General features: G+C 44.8%; 26 protein-coding genes. 4 read left to right on the top strand and 22 right to left on the bottom strand.

Annotated features, from left to right (window positions below):
* The first annotated feature begins 25 nt into the window (after nt 1-25).
* A complete protein-coding gene (locus OCU46_RS10720; RefSeq protein ID WP_141272103.1) occupies nt 26-1,615 on the top strand; it encodes an AbgT family transporter in 1,590 nt (529 codons plus the stop codon).
* Nucleotides 1,616-2,075: 460 nt separating this feature from the next.
* On the opposite strand, the gene OCU46_RS10715 is transcribed toward OCU46_RS10720, so the two are convergent.
* The 3 genes from OCU46_RS10715 to metN are packed head-to-tail and all read right to left on the bottom strand — an operon-like array spanning nt 2,076 to nt 4,616.
* A complete protein-coding gene (locus OCU46_RS10715; protein WP_141272104.1) occupies nt 2,076-2,885 on the bottom strand; it encodes a MetQ/NlpA family lipoprotein in 810 nt (269 codons plus the stop codon).
* Nucleotides 2,886-2,914: 29 nt separating this feature from the next.
* A complete protein-coding gene (locus tag OCU46_RS10710; RefSeq protein WP_141272105.1) occupies nt 2,915-3,592 on the bottom strand; it encodes a methionine ABC transporter permease in 678 nt (225 codons plus the stop codon).
* The gene (gene metN, locus OCU46_RS10705; protein WP_141272106.1) at nt 3,582-4,616 is read right to left on the bottom strand and encodes a methionine ABC transporter ATP-binding protein MetN; all 1,035 of its coding nucleotides are present in this window, start codon (nt 4,614-4,616) and stop codon (nt 3,582-3,584) included. The genes OCU46_RS10710 and metN overlap by 11 nt, the downstream gene beginning before the upstream one ends.
* Before the next feature lie 182 nt (nt 4,617-4,798).
* Between metN and gmhB the strand changes: the two genes are divergently transcribed.
* The gene (gene gmhB, locus OCU46_RS10700; protein ID WP_141272107.1) at nt 4,799-5,356 is read left to right on the top strand and encodes a D-glycero-beta-D-manno-heptose 1,7-bisphosphate 7-phosphatase; all 558 of its coding nucleotides are present in this window, start codon (nt 4,799-4,801) and stop codon (nt 5,354-5,356) included.
* Between the two features lie 68 nt (nt 5,357-5,424).
* On the opposite strand, the gene OCU46_RS10695 is transcribed toward gmhB, so the two are convergent.
* Nucleotides 5,425-6,024 carry a YitT family protein gene (locus OCU46_RS10695; RefSeq protein ID WP_141272108.1) on the bottom strand — a complete coding sequence of 200 codons (600 nt, stop codon included), beginning with the start codon at nt 6,022-6,024 and terminating at the stop codon, nt 5,425-5,427.
* Nucleotides 6,025-6,348: 324 nt separating this feature from the next.
* On the opposite strand from OCU46_RS10695, the gene glyA reads away from it, so the two are divergent.
* Nucleotides 6,349-7,599, top strand: coding sequence for a serine hydroxymethyltransferase (glyA, locus tag OCU46_RS10690; RefSeq protein WP_017029154.1), 1,251 nt, complete (start codon nt 6,349-6,351; stop codon nt 7,597-7,599).
* A gap of 51 nt (nt 7,600-7,650) precedes the next feature.
* Here glyA and OCU46_RS10685 read toward each other — a convergent pair whose 3' ends face one another.
* The 14 genes from OCU46_RS10685 to leuS form a co-directional block, all read right to left on the bottom strand.
* The gene (locus tag OCU46_RS10685; protein WP_141272109.1) at nt 7,651-8,145 is read right to left on the bottom strand and encodes a M48 metallopeptidase family protein; all 495 of its coding nucleotides are present in this window, start codon (nt 8,143-8,145) and stop codon (nt 7,651-7,653) included.
* 111 nt (nt 8,146-8,256) lie between these two features.
* Nucleotides 8,257-8,586, bottom strand: coding sequence for a hypothetical protein (locus OCU46_RS10680; RefSeq protein ID WP_119009877.1), 330 nt, complete (start codon nt 8,584-8,586; stop codon nt 8,257-8,259).
* Between the two features lie 608 nt (nt 8,587-9,194).
* Nucleotides 9,195-10,160 carry a lipoyl synthase gene (gene lipA, locus OCU46_RS10675; RefSeq protein ID WP_141272110.1) on the bottom strand — a complete coding sequence of 322 codons (966 nt, stop codon included), beginning with the start codon at nt 10,158-10,160 and terminating at the stop codon, nt 9,195-9,197.
* A complete protein-coding gene (gene lipB, locus OCU46_RS10670) occupies nt 10,153-10,866 on the bottom strand; it encodes a lipoyl(octanoyl) transferase LipB (protein ID WP_141272111.1) in 714 nt (237 codons plus the stop codon). The genes lipA and lipB overlap by 8 nt, the downstream gene beginning before the upstream one ends.
* A gap of 153 nt (nt 10,867-11,019) precedes the next feature.
* Nucleotides 11,020-11,289, bottom strand: coding sequence for a DUF493 family protein YbeD (gene ybeD / locus OCU46_RS10665; protein WP_141272112.1), 270 nt, complete (start codon nt 11,287-11,289; stop codon nt 11,020-11,022).
* Nucleotides 11,290-11,466: 177 nt separating this feature from the next.
* The gene (locus OCU46_RS10660; RefSeq protein WP_141272113.1) at nt 11,467-12,648 is read right to left on the bottom strand and encodes a serine hydrolase; all 1,182 of its coding nucleotides are present in this window, start codon (nt 12,646-12,648) and stop codon (nt 11,467-11,469) included.
* A gap of 120 nt (nt 12,649-12,768) precedes the next feature.
* The gene (locus OCU46_RS10655) at nt 12,769-13,560 is read right to left on the bottom strand and encodes a septal ring lytic transglycosylase RlpA family protein (RefSeq protein ID WP_141272114.1); all 792 of its coding nucleotides are present in this window, start codon (nt 13,558-13,560) and stop codon (nt 12,769-12,771) included.
* Nucleotides 13,560-14,681, bottom strand: a complete 1,122-nt coding sequence (gene rodA / locus OCU46_RS10650) for a rod shape-determining protein RodA (protein ID WP_141272115.1) — start codon at nt 14,679-14,681, stop codon at nt 13,560-13,562. Before rodA ends, OCU46_RS10655 begins: the two co-directional genes overlap by 1 nt.
* Nucleotides 14,678-16,579 carry a penicillin-binding protein 2 gene (mrdA, locus tag OCU46_RS10645; protein ID WP_141272116.1) on the bottom strand — a complete coding sequence of 634 codons (1,902 nt, stop codon included), beginning with the start codon at nt 16,577-16,579 and terminating at the stop codon, nt 14,678-14,680. Before mrdA ends, rodA begins: the two co-directional genes overlap by 4 nt.
* Nucleotides 16,580-16,585: 6 nt before the next feature.
* Nucleotides 16,586-17,056, bottom strand: a complete 471-nt coding sequence (gene rlmH, locus OCU46_RS10640) for a 23S rRNA (pseudouridine(1915)-N(3))-methyltransferase RlmH (protein ID WP_017029164.1) — start codon at nt 17,054-17,056, stop codon at nt 16,586-16,588.
* 3 nt (nt 17,057-17,059) lie between these two features.
* Nucleotides 17,060-17,377, bottom strand: a complete 318-nt coding sequence (gene rsfS / locus OCU46_RS10635; RefSeq protein ID WP_141272117.1) for a ribosome silencing factor — start codon at nt 17,375-17,377, stop codon at nt 17,060-17,062.
* Between the two features lie 55 nt (nt 17,378-17,432).
* Nucleotides 17,433-18,443, bottom strand: a complete 1,011-nt coding sequence (gene holA, locus OCU46_RS10630) for a DNA polymerase III subunit delta (protein WP_141272118.1) — start codon at nt 18,441-18,443, stop codon at nt 17,433-17,435.
* 9 nt (nt 18,444-18,452) lie between these two features.
* Nucleotides 18,453-19,250, bottom strand: coding sequence for an LPS-assembly lipoprotein LptE (locus tag OCU46_RS20250; RefSeq protein ID WP_141272119.1), 798 nt, complete (start codon nt 19,248-19,250; stop codon nt 18,453-18,455).
* Nucleotides 19,251-19,382: 132 nt separating this feature from the next.
* Complete coding sequence (gene leuS, locus OCU46_RS10620) at nt 19,383-21,956, bottom strand: leucine--tRNA ligase (protein ID WP_141272120.1); 2,574 nt, start codon at nt 21,954-21,956, stop codon at nt 19,383-19,385.
* Between the two features lie 144 nt (nt 21,957-22,100).
* On the opposite strand from leuS, the gene OCU46_RS10615 reads away from it, so the two are divergent.
* Nucleotides 22,101-22,571, top strand: coding sequence for a zinc ribbon-containing protein (locus tag OCU46_RS10615; RefSeq protein WP_141272121.1), 471 nt, complete (start codon nt 22,101-22,103; stop codon nt 22,569-22,571).
* A 73-nt stretch (nt 22,572-22,644) separates the two neighbouring features.
* Here OCU46_RS10615 and lnt read toward each other — a convergent pair whose 3' ends face one another.
* From lnt to OCU46_RS10595, 4 genes are read right to left on the bottom strand one after another with little or no spacing between them, the layout of a single operon-like run.
* Nucleotides 22,645-24,171 (bottom strand): apolipoprotein N-acyltransferase, encoded by a 1,527-nt coding sequence (lnt, locus tag OCU46_RS10610; protein ID WP_167495410.1) that lies wholly within the window; start codon nt 24,169-24,171, stop codon nt 22,645-22,647.
* 55 nt (nt 24,172-24,226) lie between these two features.
* Entirely contained in the window at nt 24,227-25,123 is an 897-nt protein-coding gene (gene corC, locus OCU46_RS10605; protein WP_141272123.1) for a CNNM family magnesium/cobalt transport protein CorC, read from the bottom strand.
* Nucleotides 25,124-25,183: 60 nt separating this feature from the next.
* The gene (gene ybeY / locus OCU46_RS10600; protein WP_141272124.1) at nt 25,184-25,648 is read right to left on the bottom strand and encodes an rRNA maturation RNase YbeY; all 465 of its coding nucleotides are present in this window, start codon (nt 25,646-25,648) and stop codon (nt 25,184-25,186) included.
* Nucleotides 25,648-26,754: a PhoH family protein gene (locus OCU46_RS10595; protein WP_141272125.1), complete on the bottom strand. Its 1,107-nt coding sequence runs from the start codon at nt 26,752-26,754 to the stop codon at nt 25,648-25,650. Before OCU46_RS10595 ends, ybeY begins: the two co-directional genes overlap by 1 nt.
* Nucleotides 26,755-26,817: the final 63 nt, after the last annotated feature.

The following is a 26,817-nucleotide window of genomic DNA, read 5'->3' as shown; positions in this document are numbered from 1 at the left end:
TAAAAATAATTAAAGGAGAACTCAGATGAGCACATCTGCTTCACAAACACAACAGCCGCCAAAAAAGCCGTTATTCACTCGTTTTCTGGATAGCGTCGAATACTTAGGCAACCTATTACCACACCCAATCACTCTATTTGCTATCTTCTGTGTGGCAATTTTAGTTATGTCTGGCATTGCTGGATATTTTGATGTTTCTGTAATGGATCCTCGTCCAGAGGGTGCAGCAGGTCGTAGCGCCGATGGCGTTATTAAAGTCGTTAGCCTTCTTAATGGTGAAGGTCTTCGTCTTATCGTTACTAACCTTGTAACTAACTTTACAGGTTTCGCGCCTCTAGGTACGGTTCTAGTAGCAATGCTTGGTGTTGCTATTGCTGAGCACTCAGGTCTACTGTCTGCAGCGATGCGTGGCCTGGTAATGAACGCTTCTCAGCGTATGGTTACAGTAACAGTCGTATTTGCGGGTATCATCTCTAACACAGCTTCTGAGCTAGGTTATGTAGTTCTTATCCCTCTTGCAGCGATGCTTTTCCACTCATTAGGTCGTCACCCTCTAGCAGGCCTAGCAGCAGCGTTTGCTGGTGTATCAGGTGGTTACTCTGCAAACCTTCTAATAGGTACGGTTGATCCACTGCTTTCAGGTATTACTGAAACAGCAGCACAAATGATTGACCCAACCTATTCTGTAGGCCCTGAATCAAACTGGTACTTCATGTTTGTTTCTACCTTCTTCATTGCAATCACTGGTGCATTTGTTACTGAAAAGATTGTAGAGCCTAAGCTTGGCAAATATAACGATGAAGAAGCAGCAGAAGACCTATCTAATGACAGCATGGGTTCTCTAAAAGCTGAAGAAAAACGAGGTCTTAAGATAGCGGGTATCGCTGTTGTTGCAGTAAGTGCAATGCTAGCTTTGACCGTTGTTCCTGAGTGGGGTCCATTGCGTAACCCTGAAACAGGTCTAGTTGCTGGCTCTCCATTCTTGAAGAGTATCGTAGCCTTTATCTTTGTATTCTTTGCTATTCCGGGTTTTGTTTACGGCCGCGTTGTTGGCACAATGAAGACTGACCGTGACGTGATTGATGCAATGGCTAAGTCAATGTCTTCAATGGGTCTGTACATTGTTCTAGTATTCTTTGCTGCTCAGTTCGTAGCATTCTTTAGCTGGACAAACTTCGGTCAAGTATTTGCGGTAGCGGGTGCTGACTTCCTACAGACTATTGGTCTAACAGGTCCAATGTTGTTCTTCGCATTCATCGTAATGTGTGGCTTCATTAACCTAATGATCGGTTCTGCGTCTGCTCAGTGGGCAGTAACGGCACCAATCTTCGTTCCAATGCTAATGCTTGTTGGTTACGCACCAGAGACGATTCAGGCTGCTTACCGTATCGGAGACTCGACAACTAACATCATCACTCCAATGATGAGTTACTTCGGTCTTATCCTTGCGGTTGCGACTCGCTACATGAAGAATCTAGGTATTGGTACGCTGGTAGCAACTATGCTTCCGTACTCAATCTGCTTCCTATTTGGTTGGTCTATCCTATTCTACCTATGGGTATTTGTATTTGGTCTACCAGTAGGTCCAGGTGCAGCAACGTTCTACACACCATAGTAGACACGTTAAAATTTGATGAAAAAAGTGGTCAGCTTATGCTGACCATTTTTTTATCTGGAGTTTCACAAAGAGCAACTACCAACACTCCGTATTGATTCCCTGTCGCCTCATTGCCAAGTCAGATTACCTTACCCATCGCGTTAAATACTCAGTGCAAGATTAGATTTAACAATGGTTATTTAAATGGGTTCATATAACACTGCTCACTGCTCACTGCTCACTGCTCACTGCTCACTGCTCACTGCTCACTGCTCACTGCAGAGTTATAGGTTATAGCCTCTAAACCATTCTGAAAGCCGTAGGGCGCTACAAGCAACAAAGAGTGATCGTTTATGGATGGGTAGGGGGCTGCAGGATTTTGAGCTTTAGAGGCTTTTTGCGGGAATATATGGGCATAAAAAAACCGCCACTATGAATAGTGACGGTTGTTTGAAGGAGGAAGCTTAAGGAGTACTGATTACCAGCCCTTAACTACGCCACCTTTAAAGATGTCAGAAGCTGCGTTGTACACTTCTTCAGTTTGGTACGCTTTAACGAAGTTCTGTACGTTTTCAGCATTTAGGTTTTCTTCACGCGATACAATCAGGTTTACGTATGGAGATTCTTTGTCTTCAACAAAGATACCATCACGTTGTGGCGTTAGGTCGATTGAACTTGCGTAAGTTGTGTTGATGATTGAAAGCGCTACGTCGTCTAGAGAGCGAGGTAGTTGTGCTGCATCAAGCTCAACAATAGTGATGTTTTTAGGGTTTGCAGTGATGTCACGAACCGTCGCCAACAGACCGGCGCCTTCACGCAACTCGATTAGACCTTGTTGCTCAAGAAGAAGCAGTGAACGACCAAGGTTAGTTGGATCGTTTGGTACAGCAATGCGTGCACCTTCTTCTAGCTCGTCAACAGACTTGATTTGCTTAGAGTAACCTGCAATAGGGTAAACGAAGGTGTTACCTGCGATAGCAAGTTTGTAGCTACGGTCAGCGATTTGTTGGTCAAGGTATGGCTTGTGTTGGAATGCATTTACGTCCACTGAGCCATCATCTAGGGCTGCGTTTGGTGTAACGTAATCCGTGAATGTCACTAGTTCAACATCAAGGTCGTATTTCTCTTTAGCAACCTTTGCTGCAACTTCCGCAACTTGTGCTTCAGCACCCGCCATTACGCCAACCTTAATCTTGCTTAGGTCTTGTTCTTTATCGCCACAACCAGTCAAGGCTAAAGCCGACGCTGCAATCGCAAGGGTAAAAATGTTCTTTAGGCTAAATTTCATAACTATCTCCGTATAATTTTTCTAAATTCTTATCTGTGGTCAACTTTACGAACCAGTGCGTCACCCACAGACTGAATGATTTGCACCAATACAATAAGCATTACAACTGTCACTGCCATGATCACAACATCATAGCGGTGGAAGCCGTAGCGAATAGCAACATCACCTAGGCCGCCACCGCCCACGGTACCTGCCATAGCTGAATAGCTAACCAGAGTAACCAGTGTGATAGTGACTGAGTTGATGATGGTAGGCAGTGCTTCAGGAAGCAGTACCTTATTAATAATTTGAAGCGGTGTTGCGCCCATGGATTGGGCTGCTTCTACTAGGCCGCTTGGTACTTCAAGCAGCGCACCCTCGATAAGACGAGCCACGAATGGGATAGCGCCAATCGTTAGCGGTACTATTGCGGCTGTTGTGCCGATAAAAGTCCCAATAAGAAGCTTGGTAAATGGAATAATGGCTACCATAAGCACCAGGAAAGGCACGCTTCGCCCTACGTTGACAATGGCGCCTAGGATAGAGTTCAAACGCTGGTTTTCTAGCAAACCACCACGTTTAGTGGTGTGAAGGACTACGCCTAGAGGGATACCAACAGCAAAACCTACAATGCCGGAAAAGCCGACCATATATAGGGTTTCCCACGTTGCTTTAAATAAAAGTCCGCTATTTAGATTGAACCAGTCAACTAGCACATCATAAGACATAGCCAAGCACCTCTACTTTTAGGTTGTTATCTTTTAGGTATTGAATTGCAGCATTGTCTGCTTCTTCATCACCGAAGAACTCAGCCACCATCATGCCGAATTTGACGCCACCTGCGTAATCTAAATCTGAGCTTAGAATTGAGATATCAATATTAAACTTACGAGTGATCTGGCTGATCACTGGTGCATCCACACTAGCGCCAGTGAATTCCAATCGCACTAACGGGTAGCTGCCTTCTTTACGCTCAGTCAATAATCGAGACTCGTAATCCTCAGGGATAGAAAGATCTAGAGTTGAGCGAATAAATTGGTGAGCAAGCTCGGTTTTTGGATGAGCAAAAATCTCACCAACGGACCCTTTCTCAACAAGTTCGCCGCCACCGATAATGGCAACCTCATGACAGATGTTCTTCACTACATCCATTTCATGGGTAATGATGAGGATGGTGATACCAAGTTGACGGTTGATGGTTTTCAACAAGCCAAGGATTGATTGGGTGGTTGCAGGATCAAGTGCGCTAGTCGCCTCGTCACATAGCAATACTTTAGGATCACTCGAAAGTGCACGAGCAATCGCAACACGTTGTTTTTGTCCGCCACTAAGGTTGGCAGGATAGGTATCGCGCTTATCGCTAAGCCCCACTAATCCTAGTAGCTCAGAGACCTTCTTTTCAATCGTTGGCTTATCTTTGCCCGCCAACTCAAGAGGTAGAGCGATGTTTTCGAATACAGTGCGAGACGAAAGAAGATTAAAGTGCTGGAAGATCATGCCAATGTTGCGGCGGGCTTCAGAAAGTTCTTTCTTAGATAGCTTGGTCAGATCAACACCATCAACGATGACTTCACCGCTAGTTGGTGCTTCTAGCATGTTAACGCAACGAATTAGAGTGCTTTTGCCGGCACCGGAAGAACCAATCACACCAAAGATATTGCCCTTGGCGATGGTTAAGTTGATATCTTTCAAGGCGCTAATAGCGGTCTTTCCTTGATAGAATACCTTGTTAACTTGCTTAATCTCTATCATCAAATAGCCTGCATGATTAGGTAGAGGAGTTTAAATCTTGCAGAGATGCTAGATATTTCATTGACCCAAGTCAATAGATATTTTTACGTCTAGACGTCTAAACGCCAAATCAAGGGTGCGAGTGGTAACAAAGCATGCGATAATCGTTACTATCTTTATGAAGCAGAGCAGAGTAGTTACCCGTGCCTAAACCAGCCGTTTTTTTAGATCGTGATGGCGTTATTAATGTTGATCATGGCTATGTGCATGATGAGCATGATTTCGAATATATCCCTGGCGTATTTGAAGCAACCAAGAAGTTGCAGCAGATGGGGTATCTATTAGTATTGGTCACCAATCAATCTGGGATAGCTCGTGGCAAATTTAGTGAAGATCGATTTGAGTCTTTAACGCAATGGATGGATTGGAACTTCTCAGATAACGGTGTTGAATTTGATGGCATCTATTACTGCCCTCATCATCCTGAGCACGGTATCGGCGACTACAAGCAAGATTGTGAATGTCGAAAGCCTAAGCCTGGCATGTTCATCTCAGCTAGAGATTTTTTGAAGATTGATATGCAAAACTCCGTTATGGTCGGAGATAAAGCTGAAGATATGATGGCAGCAGAAGCTGCTGGCGTGGGCACTAAAATCTTGGTGCGCACAGGTAAGCCGGTCACTGATAAAGGCGAGGCTATAGCCAGCGTGGTTTTGGATAGCATAAAGGAAGTGCCTGACTATCTAACTCAAATAAAGTAGCGCACTCAACCTAAATTGCTAATGAGAAAGGGCTTTGAATTATTCAAAGCCCTTTTTTTTGGTTTATGTTATTGATATTGAACTGTGTAGCGAGTTGGCTTGTGGTTCATCCATAAAATCAAATTGATGAACACAGCGGCCAATATCGACCAAGCGATTAGAGTTAAAGGGATAAAATAGAGAGAGCAAATTAAGATAGAAGTATCAAACAAAAGCTGCGTTTTACCCACAGAGATACCCATCTTATCTTGGATTACAAGGCACAATACGTTAGATCCCCCCAAACTTGCTCGATGACGAAAAAGAACCAATAAGCCCAAGCCTATAAACGTTCCGCCAGCGATAGCCGCAAACGCGGGAGTAAGTACTTCAAAGCGCATTACATGGTGTAGGTTATCCGCCATTATGGATACAAGAGATACACAAATGATGCTATTGATGGTGAATCGCTTTCCAAGGCGAGTCCACGCCAAGAAATAAAAGGGAATGTTCACTAAGAAATACATGGTACCGAAGCTCAGGTCGATAAACTGTGTAAACAGCAATCCAAGCCCAGCAGTCCCGCCGACAATCATGGATGAAGATTTTAAAAAGTAGATCCCAACTGCCACTAGTAGAGTACCAGTAAATATAGCAGCGCAATCCTCGAGTAAGCTATGTTTGTTCATTGTACTTAACCTTGCAGATTCAGCCGCGAATAGTATAGGAAAACTGTGCTTTACCGAACTGTTTGCGCAACTTTTTTGTTAACAGCGTGTAATTTTTGATTTACACAGTGTAAAGTTGATGGCTTCAAAAAAGAGAATCCCAGATAGGCCTTTATTCTGTTGGTTATTTAAGCGAATATACCTACAGAAAACAGGGACAAAAAAAATTTGTGATACGAATTTATTTCGGTAAAATGCCGCCATTGCCGTGACGAAAACGTTTGCTTTTGGTCGTTGTGTGGTTTTTTTAGCTATTTACAGTTTAATCTGAGTCAGGAGATACAGATGCTAAAGCGTGATATGAACATCGCTGATTATGATGCGGACCTATTTGCCGCAATCCAAGAAGAGACAGTGCGCCAAGAAGAGCACATTGAGCTTATCGCTTCAGAAAACTACACAAGCCCACGTGTAATGGAAGCTCAGGGCTCTCAGTTAACTAACAAGTACGCTGAAGGTTACCCAGGCAAGCGTTACTATGGCGGTTGTGAGTACGTTGATAAGGTAGAAACACTTGCTATTGAGCGTGCATGTGAGTTATTTGGTGCACAATACGCGAACGTTCAGCCTCACTCAGGCTCTCAAGCAAACAACGCTGTTTACATGGCACTACTTAATGCTGGCGATACAGTATTAGGCATGAGCCTTGCTCACGGTGGTCACCTGACTCACGGTTCGCCAGTTAACTTCTCTGGTAAGTTGTACAACATCATTCCTTACGGTATCGATGAGAAAGGTCAAATTGACTACGAAGAAATGGAAGCTTTGGCTGTAGAACACAAGCCTAAGATGATCATTGGTGGTTTCTCTGCATACTCTCAAGTATGTGATTGGGCTCGTATGCGTGAAATCGCAGACAAAGTTGGCGCTTACTTCTTTGTTGATATGGCGCACGTTGCAGGTCTTATTGCTGCTGGCGTTTACCCGAACCCAGTACCACACGCTCACGTAGTAACAACAACGACTCACAAAACCCTAGCAGGTCCTCGTGGTGGTTTAATTCTTTCTAACGAAGGTGAAGACCTTTACAAGAAATTAAACTCTGCGGTATTCCCTGGTGGTCAAGGTGGTCCTCTAATGCACGTAATCGCTGGTAAAGCAGTAGCGTTTAAAGAAGCACTAGAACCTGAATTTAAAGAGTACCAAGCGCGCGTTGTTGCAAACGCAAAAGCAATGGTTGCTGAATTCCTAGCTCGCGGCTATAACATCGTTTCTGGCTCTACTGAAAACCACCTGTTCCTTGTTGACCTAATCGACAAAGACATCACAGGTAAAGAAGCGGATGCAGCTCTTGGCGCAGCTAATATTACTGTGAACAAGAACTCTGTACCAAACGACCCTCGTAGCCCGTTTGTTACTTCTGGTATTCGTATTGGTTCACCTTCAATCACTCGTCGTGGCTTCACAGAAGAAGACGCGAAAAACCTTGCTGGCTGGATGTGTGACATCCTAGACAACATGGGCGATGAGTCGGTTATTGAAGCGACTAAAGCTAAGGTACTAGAAATCTGTAACCGTAAACCTGTATACGCATAAGATTAAAGTACTCTGAATGACAAAAGCGAGCCTAATGGCTCGCTTTTTTGTTTATTGGTTTTCTAAATACATCATGAAGAGCCGAGCATCAAGCTCAAGCTGGTGATAATCAGGTTCCATATGACAACAAAGTTGATAAAATGCCTTGTTGTGATCCTTTTCTTTCAGATGCGCTAATTCGTGCACGATCAGCATCCGTAATAGTGGCTCAGGTGCATCTTTGAATACGCTAGCAATACGAATTTCGTTCTTTGATTTAACCTTGTTACCTTGGATACGATTTACGTAAGAGTGCAGCCCCAGCGCATTGTTGATGAGGTGGATCTTGTGATCGTAAATTACCTTGCTTAGCGGTGCAGACTTTCTCAAAAATCGATTTTTAATCGCCATGGTGTATTCAAACAAAGCTTTTTCGCTTTTGATAGTGTGTTTGGTGGGGTAACGTTGTTCAAACCATGTGTTGAGTTGCCCTGACTCTACAAGTCGGGTGATAGGCGTGACTATGTGTTCGGGGTAGCCCTGAATGTATCTCAGCGAAGGGTTCATTGTATTCCAAAGCAATGGCAGAAGTGCCCAATTCTACCCAATTCTCAATGTTGAAAAAATGGATTTATTGAGCACCTATAGAATCATCGCTTATTAACCGATGCTTGGCTGCTAACCGCCTTTGTTGATACTCAGCTGCGTGCCTGATTTACAACGGAATGTATAGTAGCGACGGCTTTCACTAAATTTAGATAATCCTTCACCAGAACAGTAATCGATATTGATGTCGCGCATGACCTCTAGAGTTTTTTCATTATCTAAAGCGAATTTAGACCCATCCGCACAAATGATGCGAACCTTGCCATCATCACTTACCGAGTAGAGTGAGACCTCGGTGTTACACAGTTCAAATGATGCTTCTAAGTAATTGTCTTCTTGAGTGTTTTTATCTGCACAGCCCCACAAAAATAGAGCTGACAGCGCGCATAATAACAGTCGCATTAAACGACCTCCCTTATTTATGACCAGTCCTAACTCTAATCATAATGGGCTTAGCGTAGAAAGCAAAAAACCACTGCAATGTGTGGGTGTTTATTTGGGAGTTTTGAGGTTTGTCGCAATTGGGAGGCGAGGTTACTTCAACGCACAGATTCAACCGAAGCAAAGGCGTCATTCTGGAAAGCTCTAAAAGAGCTTATCCAGAACCTTGGAGAGTGCGTTGCTAGGATAATATTGCTCTAAGTTCTTAGAAAGTAGCAAAGATGATAGTAGCGCAGGTTTGAAACAAACAAAGGCGTGTCATTCTGGAAAGCTCAAGGAGCTTATCCAGAACCTTAGAGAGTGCGTTGCTGGGATAGTATTGCTCTAAGTGCTTAGAAAGTAGTAAAGATGATAGTAGCGCAGGTTTGAAACAAACAAAGGCGTCATTCTGGAAAGCTCAAGGAGAGCTTATCCAGAACCTTAGAGAGTGCAATGCTGAGATAAGCGCACTCTAAGATCCTAGATAGTTGCGACGCAACTTCTAGGATTGTGGAATGCAGAGTTGGGCAATAGGGAAGATCCCGGATAAAGCTAGCGCTTTTCCGGGATAAAAAATCCTAGGGGATTTTTTACTTAACCTCTTCACCCTTAGCTTGTAGATCCGCATGGTACGAAGAACGTACAAAAGGACCACAGGCTGCATGAGTGAAGCCAAGCTCTAGTGCAATCTCTTTTAGCTCATCGAACTCTGCTGGTGGAACGTAGCGTTCTACTGGCAGGTGGTGACGGCTTGGTGCTAGGTATTGGCCTAGAGTTAGCATGCTTACGCCGTGCGCTCTAAGATCCTTAAGCACTTCTACGATCTCTTCTTTTGTTTCACCTAAGCCCATCATTAAGCCAGACTTTGTTGGAACGTCAGGGTGTTGCTCTTTGAATTTCTTCAGAAGCTCTAGAGACCACTTGTAGTTAGCACCAGGACGTACACGACGGTATAGGCGCGGCGCTGTTTCTAGGTTGTGGTTGAAAACATCTGGTGGGTTCAGCTTAAGCTCTTCTAGGGCTTTATCCATACGACCACGGAAGTCAGGAACCAGCGTTTCAATGCGAATGTTTGGACTTAGCTTACGGATCTCTTCGTTACAATCAGCAAAGTGCTTAGCGCCGCCATCACGAAGGTCATCACGGTCTACAGACGTGATAACAACGTATTTTAGCTTCATATCCTTGATGGTTTGAGCTAGCTTTTGTGGTTCGTTTGTTTCCGGGGCAACCGGACGACCATGGGCTACATCACAGAAAGGACAGCGACGAGTACAGATAGCACCTAAGATCATAAAGGTTGCAGTACCGTGGTTAAAACACTCTGCTAGGTTAGGGCAAGATGCTTCTTCACATACTGAGTTCAGATTGTTTTTACGCATAGCAGACTTGATGTCTTGAATACGTTGGCTATCAGCAGGTAGCTTAATCTTCATCCATTCAGGCTTGCGAAGGACTTCGCTGCGTTCAACTGGTACTGACTTAGTAGGGATCAGTGCCATCTTATCAGCGTCACGGTATTTAACGCCTTTTTCCATTTGAATTGGTTTACTCATAGCTTTCTGTCATTTCTATTACGTCGGTGTAATCCAGTAAGGCACTTAATTCCTTAACTAGAATACCTTGAATGTTTGCACGCTGATCATCGGTTGTGAAGTCAGCGACCTGAACCATTTCCATACCTGCATAACCACATGGGTTGATACGTAGGAAAGGGGAGAGATCCATATCTATATTCAGAGCTAATCCGTGAAAGGAGCAACCTTTGCGGATTCGAAGTCCAAGGGAGCAGATCTTTTTACCCTCTACATACACGCCAGGTGCATCTGGACGAGCAGCAGATTCGATACCGAGCTTAGCAAGGGTTTGAACTACAGTGTTCTCAATATGAGTCACCAGTTCACGCACCCCTAAACCGCGTCGACGCAAGTTCAGGAGGAAGTACACCACCATTTGGCCTGGGCCATGGTAGGTAACCTGACCGCCACGATCACTTTTTACCACAGGGATATCGCCGGTATTAAGAAGGTGCTCTTCTTTTCCCGCCTGACCTTGTGTAAAAACAGGATTGTGCTCAACAATCCAAACCTGATCAACGGTATTCTCGTCACGCTCATCGGTGAATCGATGCATTCTCTGCCATATTGGTTCGTAATCTTGACGACCAAGATGGTGGATTTCCAATCGATTACTGAGTAGCGATGAGTTTGCGCTTGCTTGTTTCTCTGTGTCGTTAGGCAATTCGTTACTTCCCTGAATCATCTATATCGATGTACGCACATTACTAGCAACCTGAGGTTATTTCTACTAGAAAAAGGCGAATTAGTGCTATTTGTATTACAAAAAGTGGTGCTGAAAGATGCACCACTTTTAAGATCAACGGCTTACAGCTTAGCGGTATCTATGTGTGAGCGGTTATAGCACGACACGAACGATTTCAATCTCACCAAGTTCTTTGTACAGTGTTTCTACTTGCTCGATAGAAGTCGCTGTAATAGTTACAGATACGGCATTGTAAGTGCCTTTGCCACTTGGAGTGATCTTAGGGCTATAGCTACCAGGTGCGTGGCGTTGAATTACTTCCAAGATGAGATCTGGTAGTTCTGGTTTTGCGTAACCCATTACTTTAAAAGAAAATTGGCACGGGAACTCTAACAGGTCTTTTAGTTTTGGCTGCTCTTGCATGGTTGCGACTCCAAATGGAAATAGTGTAAATAAGGGCCATTTAAGGCGCGAATGTTACTTTGAATGGACTGAAAACTCAATATGAGGTTCCATTGCCTGAATTTCAAGCTAGTAATAGGCATAAAAAAGAAGCTGCTATAAAGCAGCTTCTTATCAAATGTATTTAAGCGAGAGGACTTAGAACCAGCTCTTAAATAGCAACACTAAGTAATCGATTAGTCGACTGAATAGGCCGCCCTCATCCACACTTTCTAAAGCAAGTAACGGGTATTCCGCGATGTCTTCGCCATCGACTTGATAGAATACTCGACCCACAACATCACCTTGTGCGATTGGTGCTTTTAGCTCTTTATCAAGAACAAAGCTCGCTTGTAGGTTCTTTGCCACGCCGCGTGGAAGTGTTACATAGGTATCTTCGGCTAGACCCAACTTAACGGTGTCTTGGCTACCCATCCAGATTTTTTCTTCAGCAAACACTTCGCCCTTTTTGTGAGGAGCGACTGTTTCGAAGAAACGGAATCCATAGTTCAGAAGCTTTTTGCTTTCTGCTTTACGAGCGTTAGCACTATCGGTACCCATGACTACGGCAACAAGACGCATTTGACCTTCTGTACCCGAGCTCACTAGGCTGTAACCTGCATTGCTGGTGTGGCCCGTCTTAATGCCATCAACGTTCATGCTTTTATCCCACAACAAACCATTACGGTTGTACTGGGTGATGCCGTTGTAGGTGAATTGCTTCTCTGCGTACAGTGCGTACTCATCAGGCACGTCACGAATCAGTGCTTTACCTAGTAGCGCCATGTCGTATGGGGTTGAATATAGGTTATCGTTATCAAGACCGTGGACGTTAGCAAAGTGTGAGTTATTCATACCTAGCGATTTTGCCCAAGCGTTCATTAGATCAACGAAAGCATCTTCCGAGCCTGCAACGTGCTCAGCCATTGCAACACAAGCATCGTTGCCTGATTGAATGATGATACCGTGATTAAGCTCGTCAACAGTCACTGTTGTGCCTACTTCGATGAACATCTTTGATGAATCAGGGAAGTTCTTCGCCCAAGCATTCTTGCTGATAACGACTTCATCGTCTTTCGAGATGTTGCCACGCTTTAGCTCTTGGCCAATAACATAGCTTGTCATCATCTTAGTTAAACTAGCTGGATGAAGCTGAGTATTCATCTCTTTCTCAGCCAATACTTTGCCTGAGTTGTAATCCATCAGTACATAGCCTTTAGCTGCGATCTGTGGAGCATCAGGTAGTACGATCGGTGCAGCCTGTGAGGTTGCTGCAAAAGCAACTGAGGCAAGGGCACTCGTTACGGCGAGAGATTTAAGTGATTGGGTGATTGTTTTCATCTTTTCCGTGTAATGTCCAAATTGAAGGCAAAACTTTTTGTATAGTAGCAGAATCAAAAGTCTAGACCAGAGAAACTACCATATTGCTTGCCAAAGTGTGATTTTTAATCCGCGCCCGATCTACTCAGGTTTATACTTTTTAATAAAGGCGCTCGGATGTCCATTTTGTTGTAGTTTTTCCAGGAGTTGCTTAGCTTCGAGAGCGTCAGCAATTGGACCAATATAAATCCTATTGATGGCATCCTGCTTTTCTACATAACTTGGCTGCTCATACTCTTCATTGAGTTTGTTGGACAGCTTCTTCGAATTGGTTGCATTTCCAAGGCTCGCTACTTGAATCACATAGCTTGGGTGAGCATCCGACTTTGTATTGTTACCGGCCTTTGGCTTGGTCGTAATAAACTCTATTTCGACGTTGGCCACGCCGGTTTGCACTACTCCAAGCTTAGTCGCTGCCGCATAACTCAGGTCGATAATTCGCCCTTCATGAAATGGCCCTCTGTCGTTGACGCGAACAATGGCCGTTTTACCGTTGTCGACATTGGTGACTTTTACATAGCTTGGAATAGGAAGATTTTTGTGAGCCGCACTCATGGAATACATGTCATAGGTTTCACCATTTGAGGTTAAATGCCCATGAAATTTCTTGCCGTACCAAGAGGCCTTTCCCTTCTCTTTAAAACCCTCAGGGTTATTTATCACAGAATAGGATTTCCCACGTACAGTGTAATCTTTGTTTCCACCTAGACTATAGGGTTCGTAGCGCGGGGTTGCATCCTCGATATGATTCAAAGAGATAGGCGAATCGGGTGGTACGTCTTGTGCGATTGCATAGCGGTCTTTGTCCGATCCTGAACATCCAGCAATGATAGTCAGAGCTGCGCCCAATCCTAGGGTAGTAAGTATTCGCATTAGTTTGCCTTCGAAAGCATTTTTCTATGAGTTTGGATCGACATCAATATGCCGAAGCCCGCCATCAAGGTCACCATTGAGGTGCCGCCATAGCTGATTAATGGCAGGGGAACACCCACAACGGGCAAGATCCCGCTCACCATACCGATATTTACAAAGATGTAAACGAAGAAACTCAATGTCACACTACCTGCCATCATTCGACCAAAGGCCGTTTGGGCCTGACTTGCCAGATACAAACCACGACCAATAATGAATAGATAGACGGTAAGCAAGAAAATGACGCCAATCAGTCCCCACTCTTCAGCGATAACTGCAAAAATGAAGTCAGTATGGCGCTCCGGTAGGAATTCTAATTGTGATTGCGTACCTTGCAGCCAGCCTTTTCCTGTTAAACCGCCTGAGCCGATAGCAATCTTACTCTGGATAATATGATAGCCAGCACCCAAGGGATCGGATTCCGGATCAAATAGGGTTCTAACGCGTACCTTTTGATATTCACGCATTAGGAAAAACCACAATATCGGCACGAATGCACCTACCGCTAGGGCAGCAGATAGAATGATATTCCAACTAATTCCCGCAAGGAAAATCACGAATATACCTGAAGCGGCAATCAAGATAGAGGTACCAAGGTCAGGCTGCTTAGCGATCAATATCGTTGGCAGCATAACCAAGATCAAAGATGTTGCTAGCACCCTAAAGCTAGGTGGAAGAGGGCGGTTACCTATGTATCTTGCGACCATGAGGGGCACGGCAAGTTTCATTAATTCAGAGGGTTGAAAACGCACAAAGCCAAGGTTAAGCCAACGCTGCGCCCCTTTTGATGCCTCACCGAAGAACAGCACCCCTAATAACAGGATCAGCCCCCCAGTGAACAACAACGGAGCGAGAGTTTCATAGGTTCTTGGCGTTATCTGAGCCATGATAACCATAACGCCTAGAGCTAAGATCATGCGCATCATTTGGCGTTCCATCATCGCCAGATTTTGACCACTTGCGCTATACATGATCACTAACGAACATCCCATTAGGATCAACACGCCAAAGATCAACGGAAGGTCAAGGTGCATACGCTCAAATAGAGAGCGGTTTTTGCCTGTTTCAGGATCTAGTTTCATTCTTCAGGCTCGATATAGTCATAAGTTTGATTTAACAAAATATGGTCAAAGATTTGTCTGGCCACTGGTGCACCATGGGTTGAACCACCACCTGCATTCTCTAGCACAATAGTCAAAATAACCTGAGGGTTATCATAGGGTGCGAATCCAGTGAACAAAGCGTGATCTCGCAAGTGTTCAGCAATTTCGTCAGCATCGTATTTTTCATCTTCCGCGAGCCCAAATACCTGTGCAGTTCCCGATTTACCAGCACTCTTATATTTGAGACCTGCAAATGCGCGGCGAGCTGTGCCTCGTTTGCCATGGTTAACTAAATACATACCATGCTTGGCAATGGTCCAAAACTCCTTCTTTACGCCGGTTATTGGCGGATAAAGCTCGGGTTGTTTGAACTCTTCTACAGTGCCATTGTGCTCAACAGGTTTGATGGTTGAGCGAAGGATCTGCGGCGCCATTACCTTGCCTTCATTGATCAACACTGAAGTGGCTTTAGCAATCTGCATTGGGGTTGCAGTCCAATAGCCTTGACCTATGCCAACAGGGATAGTATCCCCTTGATACCAAGGCGTGTTATGTCTGGCGCGCTTCCATTCTCGCGTAGGCATATTGGCCTTGCTCTCTTCATAGATATCGATGCCGGTGTAATCACCAAAACCAAACTCTTGCATCCATTTAGAAATACGGTCGATGCCTAAATCATAAGCAATTTGATAGAAGAAGGTATCCACGGATTCTTCAATGGCTTTATTGATGTCTACTTCACCATGCCCCCAACGTAACCAATCTCTAAATGGACGGGTCTTGGAGTTAGGAATGCGCCAATATCCAGGGTCGTTACGTGTGGTATTCGGAGTAATAACTTTTTCTTGCAAAGCCGCGACAGCAATGAAGGGTTTTACCGTCGATGCAGGAGGATAAATACCTAATGTAGCGCGGTTTACCAACGGGCGATTAATATCACTGAGTAGTGCTCTATAATCTTTGCCTGAAATGCCATGCACAAAGGAGTTAGGGTCATAACTAGGGCTAGACACCATAGCGAGTACTGCATCGGTATGGGGCTCAAGGATTACAGCGCTACCTCGACGACCATCTAAAAGCTCAAACAAATAGCTTTGCAGCTTAATGTCGATGTTCAGAACGATATCTTCACCTGGAGTCGGTGGCTCGTATTTTAGGGTACGGATTACACGTCCACGACTATTGACTTCAACCTCTTGATACCCTGGCTTACCGTGCAGGATATCTTCGTAGTAACGCTCAATCCCCAGTTTACCAATATCATGAGTCGCTTGGTAATCCTGCACTTTATCTTCACGGGTTAGGCGTTGTAGATCACGATCGTTGATGCGGGAAACATAGCCTAGAACATGAGTTAGGATCTCACCATAAGGATAAAAACGCTTTAAGGTAGCGTTCACTTCTACGCCAGGAAACTCATGTTGATGAACAGAGAAAACTGCGACCTGCTCTTCAGAAAGCTGGCCTAGTAACGGAACTGATTTAAATCGTCTAGAGCGCTGACGATCTCGCTGAAATCGTTCTACTTGCTCTTCCGAAATGGCAGGCAGTAGTTGCTGAAGGCGTGAAATCGTCTCATCAAGGTTAGAAACCTTTTCTGGGGTGATTTCTAGGGAAAATACAGGTCTATTCTCGGCTAAAACAATCCCATTTCTGTCGTAGATTAAGCCACGGTTGGGCGCAATAGGTACGACTTTTATGCGGTTGTCATTAGAACGAGTTTGGTAGTCTTGAAACTGATTAACTTGAATGTGGTACAGGTTAACGATAAGTAGGCAGATGAGCACAAGGATGCCGATAAAGGCAACCAAGGCGCGGTTGCCAAAAAGCCGAGTCTCAAGTTTGTGGTCTCTAAAGTGAGAGCGCTTACGCATCATGCTCTGTTACTCACGATGGTACGGGTGGTTCGCGTTTACGCTCCAAGCTCTATAAAGACTCTCTGCCATTACGACGCGCACCAATGGGTGAGGGAGAGTCAAAGGAGAGAGTGACCAGCTTTGTTCTGCTGCCGCTTTACAGGCAGGGGCTAAACCCTCAGGGCCGCCAATTAGGATGGAGACATCTCGAGCGTCAAGTTTCCAGCGATCCAACTGCTTAGCCAGTTGCGGGGTATCCCAAGGCTTACCAGGTATATCCAAGGTGACAATACGGTTACCTTTGGGTACCGCGGCTAACATTGCTTCGCCTTCCTTTTGCAAGATGCGTGCTATATCGGCATTTTTGCCTCGTTTACCAGCAGTAATTTCAATGAGCTCAAGCGGCATATCGTTTGGAAAGCGACGCTTATACTCATTAAAGCCTTCTTCTACCCATTTTGGCATTTTAGTGCCGACGGCAACGAGTTGGATCTTCACTAATTAACCCCAAAGTTTTTCTAGTTGGTAAAGCTCACGATGTTCTTCTTGCATGACATGAACCATAGTAGAACCCATATCTACGACAACCCATTCACCTTCAAGTTCACCATCCATTCCCAGAGGCTCAATACCGATCTTTTTCGCTTCAATAGCAATATGATCAGCAATAGAAGAGACATGACGTTTTGATGTACCTGTACAAACCAGCATGTAATCAGTCACGCTTGATTTACCTTGAACATCTAATGTCACGATCTTTTGTGCTTTCATATCGTCAGCTTTATCAGCTAAAAAGTCTCTTAATTCTTCGCCTTGCAATGCCGGCTCCTTAATAAATTTGTCTTGGTTTAAAAAAGTATATCATGCGTCGCTGTTAAGCGTTTCGTGGCATGCTCATATCGAGTGTCAACTGGGTAAGTATTGGCCATACGCTGTTGTCGTAGTCCGTTTTTACGGTGTGCTCTGCCTGAGCCAATGTGCACACCATGCTATAGAGTGTTTTTGGTGTATGACGGTTAAGTGCCGCCGTATAAAGCGGTCGCTTGTTGTTCCAAACGCGGTATTGATCAAACACTTGCTGTAGGCTTTTACTAGTGAGTTCTTGCTTATAGCTCATCAAAGTATTCAGCTCTTTCTGTAGCGTTCTTAGCAGGATAACCGCTTCCACACCTTCACCATGCAACTCACGCAGAATTCGTTGACTACGTTTTGCCTTACCTTCGAGCATGGCATCAATCCAGTTAAACGCGGTAAAGTGGTTGTGTCTACTTAGTGCTGATTCTATACGAACTAGGGTAAGGACTCCGTCAGGGTAGAGTAAACAAAGCTTTTCTAAACTCTGACTCAGCGCCAATAGGTTCCCTTCATGCCATTGAGCCAGCATTTGAACGGCTTCGGGGTCAGGCTTTAGCCCTAATTGATGACAGCGCTGAAGTACAAACTGAGGTAATCGATGAATATCAGGTGTGAGGCAACTGACCCAAAGGCCATTGGAATTTAGAGCTTTAAACCACTTTGCGTTTTCTTGTGCCTTGGTGAGTTTGCTTCCTGATATGATCAAGATGACATCAGGGTTAAGGACTTGATGAAGGTTAACTAGCTCTTTTGTTATAGCTTGATTGGTACCCGATTCAGGCAACTCTAGCTGTAGAATTTTTTTCTCAGCAAAAAGACTCATTGAATTACATGCATCAAAGACTTCATTCCAGTCAGTTTGCGCAGTAATAGAAAAACGGAACACCTCACTAAAGCCCTCTGATTTGGCTTTATGCTCTATTTGGTCTCGAGATTCTTGAATGAGTAGGGGCTCAGCACCAAACAGCAAATACACAGGATGTAGTTGCCTTTGTAAAGTGTTGGCCAATTTGTCTGCAAAGATGCGCATGCTTAGACTCTATTTTGCCACGTCAGATTCTGAGTCTACAGCGCTACTTGTTTCTGCACTGTTTGTTTCAGATGTGTCTTCTGAATCGGTTTCTACACTTGCTTCTGAGTCATTCTCAGCATCATCGGTAGCCTCTGAAGTCGATGATTCTGGAGTAGCAGTTTGCATCTCGACAGGTATTGTTGCCTGATCGTTTTTCTCGTATTCAGCCTGCAGACTGATCTGATCATCCTTTCTTTGAGAAGGGTCTTCAATCACGCCATCTTCGTTGACATAGCTATCAAATGAGCCGTCATCGTTCTCAAGATCAGTACGTAGGCGAGCCAATTGACGAATAATCTGTCTTGCGGCTTGCTTGCGCATTTCATCTTCAATCATGTCTCTTTCGACTGACTTCGCGAGTGCTGTTAACGGGTTATCGAGATAACTGCGGTTAACTTGGGTGCTGAATGTTCGAGTGCCAACGTCAGGGACGACTACGCGATAGCTCGCTCTTAGAGTCAGCTCTTTTTCCGCTGCACGGCTGTTTTGATAGAGAGAAAGTGTGCGTTCGCTAATGCTCTCGGTGAGCAGGTGAATATTAGTGACATTCGCAGCCGGAGTGACAAGATGTATGCCGTTTTGTCTTAATTCAGTTTTTACATCTCGCGTAAATTGAGCATAGTCATCGTAACTGGTCAAAGACATGGAACTGACTTCTTCAGGCACTAAGTAGCTACCACGAAAATGAAAACCACAGCCGCTCAGTAACGAGGCAATAAGTAGAGCGATAGCTAGGCGTAAATGAGAAAGGCGTGCAATTTGCATCAAAAGAATACTCTCTTAAGGAAGTTCGGTTCTTATCGTGCTTCTCTGAAACAAGGTTGTTTGTGACAAAAAAGCAGGATAAAAAACGAAAAGTGAGGGCTACGTGACGTAACCCTCAGCTTTAAGCGTAGATTAGTTTGCTACAATATTCAGTAGCTTACCTGGTACGTAGATCACTTTACGCACAGTTTTATCTTCGATGAACTTAACTACGTTCTCATCGTTTAGACCAAGTTCCTCAACTTGCTCTTTCGATGCATCTGCAGCCACGGTTAGTTTTGCACGAAGTTTACCGTTTACTTGAACTACGATAATTTTCTCGTCTTCAACTAGCGCTTTCTCATCGAAAGTTGGCCATGTTGTTGAGTCTACGTTTGATTCACCTAATGCAATCCACATTTCGTAAGAGATGTGAGGAGTCATTGGGTAAAGCATACGAACTACTGCTTTTAGTGCCTCATCAAGGATCGCGCGATCTTGAACGGATTCTTGAGGCGCTTTTGCCAGTTTGTTCATCAATTCCATGATGGCGGCGATTGCTGTGTTGAATGTTTGGCGACGGCCAATATCATCAGTCACTTTTGCAATAGTCTTGTGAACATCACGGCGTAGTGCTTTTTGGTTGCCTGAAAGTGCAGCAACATCAACAGACTCAGCAGCGCCTTTAGAGGAGTGTGCGTGAACCAGTTTCCAAACACGCTTCAAGAAGCGGTTTGCACCTTCAACACCAGACTCTTGCCACTCTAGAGTCATATCTGCAGGAGAGGCGAACATCATGAATAGACGCACTGTATCAGCGCCGTATTTGTCGACCATTTCTTGTGGGTCAATACCGTTGTTCTTAGACTTAGACATCTTGATCATGCCTGAGTGCTCTACGTTACGACCTTGAGTATCTACCGCTTTCTCGATGCGACCTTTACCATCACGTTCAACTGTTACGTCTGTCGGTGCGATCCACTCTTTAGTGCCTTTCTCATTGGTGTGGTAGAAGGCGTCAGCCAGAACCATACCCTGACAAAGAAGCTGCTTGAACGGTTCATCAGAGGTCACGTAGCCTGCATCACGAAGCAATTTGTGGAAGAAGCGAGAGTACAATAGATGCATACATGCGTGCTCGATACCACCGATGTACTGATCTACAGGCAACCAGTAGTTTGCTTTTTCTGGATCTAGGATATCGTCAGCCTGTGGTGAACAGTAGCGTGCGTAGTACCAAGATGATTCCATGAAGGTATCAAAGGTATCTGTTTCACGAAGTGCTGGCTCACCGTTGAATGTAGTCTTCGCCCACTCTTTGTCAGCTTTAATAGGGCTAGTTACGCCATCCATTACCACATCTTCAGGCAAGATCACTGGCAGCTGATCAGCAGGTACAGGATGAACTTCACCATCTTCAGTTGTTACCATTGGGATTGGAGCACCCCAGTAACGCTGACGAGATACACCCCAGTCACGTAGACGGAAGTTTACTGTCTTAGTGCCTTTGCCTTCTGCTTCCAGTTTTGCTGCGATAGCATCAAAGGCTGCTTGGAAATCAAGACCGTCGAATTCACCTGAATCAAACAGTACGCCTTTCTCTGTGTAGGCAACTTCTGAGATATCTAGCTCAGCATCATCAGCAGGCTTGATTACCGGTACTATGTCTAGGCCGTATTTTGTCGCAAACTCGTAGTCGCGCTGATCGTGAGCAGGAACCGCCATAACAGCGCCTGTGCCGTAATCCATCAATACGAAGTTAGCAACAAATACAGGTACTTCACGGCCATTCAATGGATGAATTGCGGTAAGGCCAGTCGCCATACCTTTCTTTTCCATTGTTGCAAGCTCAGCTTCAGCAACCTTGTTGTTTTTACACTCTTCAATGAACTCAGCAAGCTCTGGGTTGTTCTTAGCTGCGACTGCCGCTAGAGGGTGGCCTGCTGCGATGCCCACATAAGTCACACCCATTAGAGTGTCTGGGCGCGTGGTGTACACTTCTAGGTCTTGTTGACCTTTAACTTCAAACTTAAGCTCAACGCCTTCAGAGCGGCCAATCCAGTTGCGCTGCATGGTCTTAACCATTTCAGGCCAGCCATCAAGGTTATCTAAATCGTCTAGAAGTTCTTGAGCGTATTCAGTGATCTTAATGAACCACTGTGGGATCTCTTTTTGCTCTACCGGGGTATCACAGCGCCAGCAACAGCCGTCTTCAACCTGTTCGTTTGCTAGAACAGTTTGGTCGTTTGGACACCAGTTAACAGAAGAGGTCTTTTTGTAAACCAAGCCTTTTTCGTAAAGCTTAGTGAAGAAGCCTTGTTCCCAGCGGTAATATTCTGGAGTACAGGTCGCGAACTCACGGTTCCAGTCATAACCAAAGCCAAGAAGCTTAAGTTGGTTCTTCATGTACTCGATATTTTCGTATGTCCAAGGAGCAGGTGCAGTGTTGTTCTTAACTGCTGCGTTCTCTGCTGGTAGGCCAAACGCATCCCAACCAATTGGTTGCATCACGTTTTTGCCTTGCAGGCGCTGGAAGCGAGACACTACGTCACCAATGGTGTAGTTACGTACGTGGCCCATGTGTAGACGACCACTTGGGTACGGAAACATAGAAAGACAGTAGAATTTTTCTTTGTTTGGGTCTTCACTTACAACAAAGGTTTCATTGTTGTCCCAGTGCTGTTGAACTTTTTGTTCAATATCTTGCGGGTTGTATTGTTCTTGCATCGACGCTATCCATTTTCTTGGAAACTGTGAGAACGATTAAATCAGTTCGTTTTAGATCAGCATAGAATACCTAAAGGAGCTAAAAGCAACAACCACAAAGCAAGCTTTAAGCAATGTTAATTGCCGTTAGGCAAAGGAGGGCATATGCCAAAACGTCAGACGGGTTATGATGAGCTGTTATCCGATGTAGTAGAAACCTTAAAACACAGCCCAGATGAAATAAATAATGTAATTGCTAATTCAGAGAAGGTGGTTGAGGCTGCCAATGATATGACCAAAGACGAATTAGCCTTAGTATCGGCGTATGTTAAGTCGGACCTGCAAGAGTTTGCCAATAACTTTGAAGAGAGTAAGTCGGGGCCTTTCTATCTCATGATTGCAAACACGGTTTGGCAATCTTTATTGGATATTACCGATAAAACAAAAGTCGAATGGGTTGAGTTCTTTCAAGATCTTGAACATCAAGGGGTGTATAAGTCGGGTGAGATTATTGGCTTGGGTGTCTTAATCTGTGAAAAGTGTGGCCACAGAACTCAATACAATCATGCTACTGAAATCCAAGCATGCACGCAATGTGGGCACGATGAGTTTTCTAGACAGCCTTTAAAGCCATAAGTTAAAAGTTAAGAACCGAAAGCCTTTACTAGTTAAGGACTAGTAAAGGCTGGGTCTTAGTACTAAGTATCAGTTAGCTTTTCGAACGATTTCGTACAGATAAAAGTAGTGAGATCAGGACGATACAGAAAACGAAGATATCTAAAGGTAATCCACCAAACTGAACGTAAGGGGTTTTACCGTTGGTTGGTACAACCTTTGCTCTAAGCACCGCTTCCTCAAACTGAGGAAGATCAGCGATGATATGGCCCTTATAATCAGTAACGGCAGTGACACCGTTGTTGGTTGCACGAATCACCGGCATACCAAACTCTAATGCTCTCATGCGGGCGATAGCCATGTGTTGAAGCGGACCTATTGAATCACCAAACCATGCATCGTTAGAGAGAGTTAAGATGTAGTCGGTTTCGTCAGTGATATTGTCTCGAAGCTGCTGACCAAAAATAATCTCATAACATAGCGCCACCACCATATGCATTCCTTTAGCGACGATGTTGTCTTGGATATAATCTCCACGCTGAAAAGAAGACATTGGTAGATTAAAGAAAGGTGCTAGAGGTCTTAAGAAGTCTTCTAGAGGCACAAATTCACCAAACGGCAACAGATGGTGCTTGTGATAGCGAGGCTGAGTGTCGTAGTTGTATTCACCCGATGGTGTCACTCCAACAGTAGTAACACTATTGTAATAGGTATGACGCCCTTCTTGAGTTAGCACTCCTGTGATGACGGCTGAATTGTTCATTCGAGCTGCCTTATCCAGGTTCTCCATAAAAGAAGTCACTTCATCTTCAAATGCAGGTATCGCTGCCTCAGGCCAGATAATAATATCTGCATCCCAGTTTTGACGAGTGTGATCCATATACTTCAATAGTGTTGGCCAGCGCTGGCTTGGTAGCCATTTTGTCTCTTGATGAACATTACCTTGGATCAATGCCACTGTTTGCGCTCGGCTTTCGTCTGGGGTTACCCAATTGATAAAGTGCGTTAACCCAGCGACTGCAAATAACGTGATAGGAATCCACACTAGTTTCCAAGTACGGCGAGTGACAATCATGGCTAGGCTACTGGATATCGCCATAACCCACATGCTAATCAGATCTACACCGCCTATAGGAGCTAATCCGGCTAAAGGCGAGTCTATCTGTGTGTAGCCTAGTAAAAGCCAAGGGAAGCCTGTCAGTGCCCAACCACGTAACCAATCACAGATTAGCCACAATGCTGGAGTGACAAGTAGTGCATTGAACCAGTTTTTGTTTCCGTTGAATCGCGTAAATAAGGCGGAAAACAGTGCTGAGTAGATTGAGAGATAACCTACCAATAAGGCCATTAATAATAGACTGGCGGCTTTGGGCATACCGCCAAACGTATCTATGCTGACATGTACCCAACTAATGCCTGTAGCAAAGAGTCCTATGCCCCACAAATAACCGATTAGGGCAGAAGAGCGTGTTGATTGTCCTTTGAGTAAAAGAAGCAACAACACTGGACTGAGCAGAGCCAGAGGCCAAATTTGAAATGGGGCGAAGGAAAGAGTTGTACTGGCGCCAACAAAAGCGGCCGCAAGCGGCCGCATTAGGCGATGAGTCATCAATGATTTCATCTTAGTATTGAGTCTGTTTCTCTAGAGGGTTATACCTCGTCCTAGAGTCAGCGTGTTACTCGCTATTCTCTTTTTCAGACTCTTTGTCTGGGACGGTAACCTGAAGTTGAATAATACGGCGATTGTCTGCTGACGTGACCTTGAAGCTATACTCCTCGATCTCGACGATTTCGCCTCGACTAGGTAGATGACCAAATTGAGTCATGACCAGGCCACCTACGGTATCCACTTCTTCATCGCTGAAGCTAGTGTCAAAGGTATCATTGAATTCTTCGATAGTCGTCAGAGCCCTGACAGCAAATGTATGTTTGCTGAGCTGGCGGATTTCTAACTCTTCTTCGTCGTCGAATTCGTCCTCAATCTCACCAACGATTTCTTCGAGAATATCCTCGATAGTGACTAGGCCTGATACCCCACCAAATTCATCGACTACAATCGCCATGTGATAACGCTCTTCACGGAATTCTTTAAGTAGGCGATCGACACGCTTACTTTCCGGAACAACCACAGCTGATCGTATAACTTGCTCGATATCGAATGGTGCACTTTCCGAACCCAAATATTTCAGCAGGTCTTTAGCCAGCAAAATACCTTCAACGTGGTCCTTGTCCTCGCTAATAACAGGGTAGCGTGAGTGTTGTGCGTCAGTGATAAGATTGATGAGCGCATCAAGATCGTCAGTGCGTTCGACCGTAACCATTTGCGAGCGAGGGATCATGATGTCACGAACTCTCTGCTCTGCAATTTCCATAACACCCTCGAGCATATCTCGAGTGTCATGATCAATTAGGTCGTTTTCTTCCGAATCACGGATGACATCGACGAGCTCTTGGCGGTCTTTAGGGTCTACTTGGAAAAGTTGACCTAGACGTTCGAAGAAGGATTTCCTACTCGGACCTTCTGATTTTTCCTTTGAGCCCTCTTTAGAGGGCGAGTTGTCTTCGCTGTTCATTGCTTCTCAACGGTTAACGCTATCAAATGTGTAATAGCTCACTGTATCTTTATATTGGGATTACTGCTTTTCTGCAAGATAAGGATCTTCAAAACCTAATCCTTGCATAATTTCAGTTTCTAGAGATTCCATCTCTTCGGCTTCGTCGTCCTGAATATGGTCGTAGCCAAGTAGGTGTAAGCTACCGTGTACCACCATATGAGCCCAATGTGCAGTCAGAGGTTTTTGCTGCTGAACAGCTTCATCTTCAACCACTTGCTTGCAAATGACAAGATCCCCTAGCAAATTTATTTCTACACCAGGTGGAACCTCAAACGGGAACGATAACACGTTGGTTGGCTTGTCTTTACCACGATAGTCGTGATTAAGCTGGTGGCTCTCTTCAGAGTCTACTATGCGAATAGTAAGTTCTGAGTCAGGCTGAAATTGCGTTAAGGTGTAATCAAGCCAAGATTGAAAGTCTTGTTCTGAAGGTAACTGGCTGTCGTCTTCAACCGCCAGTTGTAGGTCCAGGTAAATGGCCATTATTTACTCACAAGTTGTGATTGCTGCTGTGATTGAAGTGCAGCGTCTGCGACAAGTTTAGCTTCACGCTCTTCGCGCTCTTGACGACGACGTTGCTCAATCGCTTTCTTTTCTTTTTGATCTTGCACTTCCCACTTCTCATAGGCGTTGACGATACGTGCCACCACAGGGTGTCGCACAACATCATCAGCCAAGAAGAAGTTGAAGCTAATATCGTCGACCTCAGAAAGCACTTCGATAGCATGGCGTAGACCTGATTTAGCACCGCGTGGTAAATCAATCTGTGTAACGTCGCCGGTGATAACCGCTCGCGAGTTGAAGCCAATACGCGTCAAGAACATCTTCATCTGTTCAATGGTGGTGTTCTGGCTCTCATCCAAAATAATAAATGCATCGTTCAAGGTACGACCGCGCATGTAGGCAAGAGGAGCGACCTCGATAACGTTACGCTCAATCAGTTTTTCAACACGTTCAAAACCTAACATTTCAAACAGTGCATCATAAAGAGGACGAAGATATGGGTCGACTTTTTGGCTCAAATCGCCAGGCAAGAAACCTAATTTTTCACCGGCTTCTACTGCAGGACGAGTCAATAAGATGCGTCTTATTTCTTGGCGCTCAAGTGCATCGACGGCAGCAGCAACGGCTAGGTAGGTTTTACCTGTACCAGCTGGGCCCACACCGAAGGTGATATCGTGGGTGACCATGTTCATCAGGTATTGAGCCTGATTTGGAGTGCGAGGTTTAATCACACCTTTCTTGGTCTTTATGAAAACTTCTTTGCCGTGAGAGAACTCAGCCTCGGCAGCTTGCTCAAGCACGCCACTTTCTTTCACTTCCAGATGGATTTGTTCCGGCTCAATATCCGGGATATTGCCACGAACGGGTGCAGTTTGAACGTAAAGCCTTTTGATGATATCTAATGCCGCAGAGGCGGTATGAGGCTGGCCTACGATGGAGAAGTGGTTACCACGATAGTTGATTTCAACGCCAAGGCGACGTTCTAGGTGCTTGATGTTGTCATCAAATGGGCCACAAAGGCTAGAAAGACGGTGATTATTTGCTGGTTCTAGATCGATCTCTAGGGTAACAATTTTATTGCTCAATGGTGCCTCGCATTTACTGTACTGAAAGAGTTCTCGAAGAGCTCTCGAAGACTCCGAGTGGAC

The sequence above is a fragment of the Vibrio comitans genome (assembly GCA_024346835.1).
Taxonomy (GTDB): Bacteria; Pseudomonadota; Gammaproteobacteria; order Enterobacterales; family Vibrionaceae; genus Vibrio; species Vibrio comitans.
Note: the sequence above shows the minus strand (reverse complement) of the source record. Positions and strands in the feature narration are given on the sequence as shown.

What these genes read in the sequence shown, in the direction of transcription:
- OCU46_RS10720 (WP_141272103.1), top strand. Translation starts at nt 26, where the DNA reads ATGAGCACATCTGCTTCACAAACACAACAGCCGCCAAAAAAGCCGTTA.
- OCU46_RS10715 (WP_141272104.1), bottom strand. Translation starts at nt 2,885, where the DNA reads ATGAAATTTAGCCTAAAGAACATTTTTACCCTTGCGATTGCAGCGTCG.
- OCU46_RS10710 (WP_141272105.1), bottom strand. Translation starts at nt 3,592, where the DNA reads ATGTCTTATGATGTGCTAGTTGACTGGTTCAATCTAAATAGCGGACTT.
- metN (WP_141272106.1), bottom strand. Translation starts at nt 4,616, where the DNA reads ATGATAGAGATTAAGCAAGTTAACAAGGTATTCTATCAAGGAAAGACC.
- OCU46_RS10695 (WP_141272108.1), bottom strand. Translation starts at nt 6,024, where the DNA reads ATGAACAAACATAGCTTACTCGAGGATTGCGCTGCTATATTTACTGGT.
- glyA (WP_017029154.1), top strand. Translation starts at nt 6,349, where the DNA reads ATGCTAAAGCGTGATATGAACATCGCTGATTATGATGCGGACCTATTT.
- OCU46_RS10685 (WP_141272109.1), bottom strand. Translation starts at nt 8,145, where the DNA reads ATGAACCCTTCGCTGAGATACATTCAGGGCTACCCCGAACACATAGTC.
- OCU46_RS10680 (WP_119009877.1), bottom strand. Translation starts at nt 8,586, where the DNA reads ATGCGACTGTTATTATGCGCGCTGTCAGCTCTATTTTTGTGGGGCTGT.
- lipA (WP_141272110.1), bottom strand. Translation starts at nt 10,160, where the DNA reads ATGAGTAAACCAATTCAAATGGAAAAAGGCGTTAAATACCGTGACGCT.
- lipB (WP_141272111.1), bottom strand. Translation starts at nt 10,866, where the DNA reads ATGATTCAGGGAAGTAACGAATTGCCTAACGACACAGAGAAACAAGCA.
- ybeD (WP_141272112.1), bottom strand. Translation starts at nt 11,289, where the DNA reads ATGCAAGAGCAGCCAAAACTAAAAGACCTGTTAGAGTTCCCGTGCCAA.
- OCU46_RS10660 (WP_141272113.1), bottom strand. Translation starts at nt 12,648, where the DNA reads ATGAAAACAATCACCCAATCACTTAAATCTCTCGCCGTAACGAGTGCC.
- OCU46_RS10655 (WP_141272114.1), bottom strand. Translation starts at nt 13,560, where the DNA reads ATGCGAATACTTACTACCCTAGGATTGGGCGCAGCTCTGACTATCATT.
- rodA (WP_141272115.1), bottom strand. Translation starts at nt 14,681, where the DNA reads ATGAAACTAGATCCTGAAACAGGCAAAAACCGCTCTCTATTTGAGCGT.
- mrdA (WP_141272116.1), bottom strand. Translation starts at nt 16,579, where the DNA reads ATGATGCGTAAGCGCTCTCACTTTAGAGACCACAAACTTGAGACTCGG.
- holA (WP_141272118.1), bottom strand. Translation starts at nt 18,443, where the DNA reads ATGCGCATCTTTGCAGACAAATTGGCCAACACTTTACAAAGGCAACTA.
- OCU46_RS20250 (WP_141272119.1), bottom strand. Translation starts at nt 19,250, where the DNA reads ATGCAAATTGCACGCCTTTCTCATTTACGCCTAGCTATCGCTCTACTT.
- leuS (WP_141272120.1), bottom strand. Translation starts at nt 21,956, where the DNA reads ATGCAAGAACAATACAACCCGCAAGATATTGAACAAAAAGTTCAACAG.
- OCU46_RS10615 (WP_141272121.1), top strand. Translation starts at nt 22,101, where the DNA reads ATGCCAAAACGTCAGACGGGTTATGATGAGCTGTTATCCGATGTAGTA.
- lnt (WP_167495410.1), bottom strand. Translation starts at nt 24,171, where the DNA reads ATGAAATCATTGATGACTCATCGCCTAATGCGGCCGCTTGCGGCCGCT.
- corC (WP_141272123.1), bottom strand. Translation starts at nt 25,123, where the DNA reads ATGAACAGCGAAGACAACTCGCCCTCTAAAGAGGGCTCAAAGGAAAAA.
- ybeY (WP_141272124.1), bottom strand. Translation starts at nt 25,648, where the DNA reads ATGGCCATTTACCTGGACCTACAACTGGCGGTTGAAGACGACAGCCAG.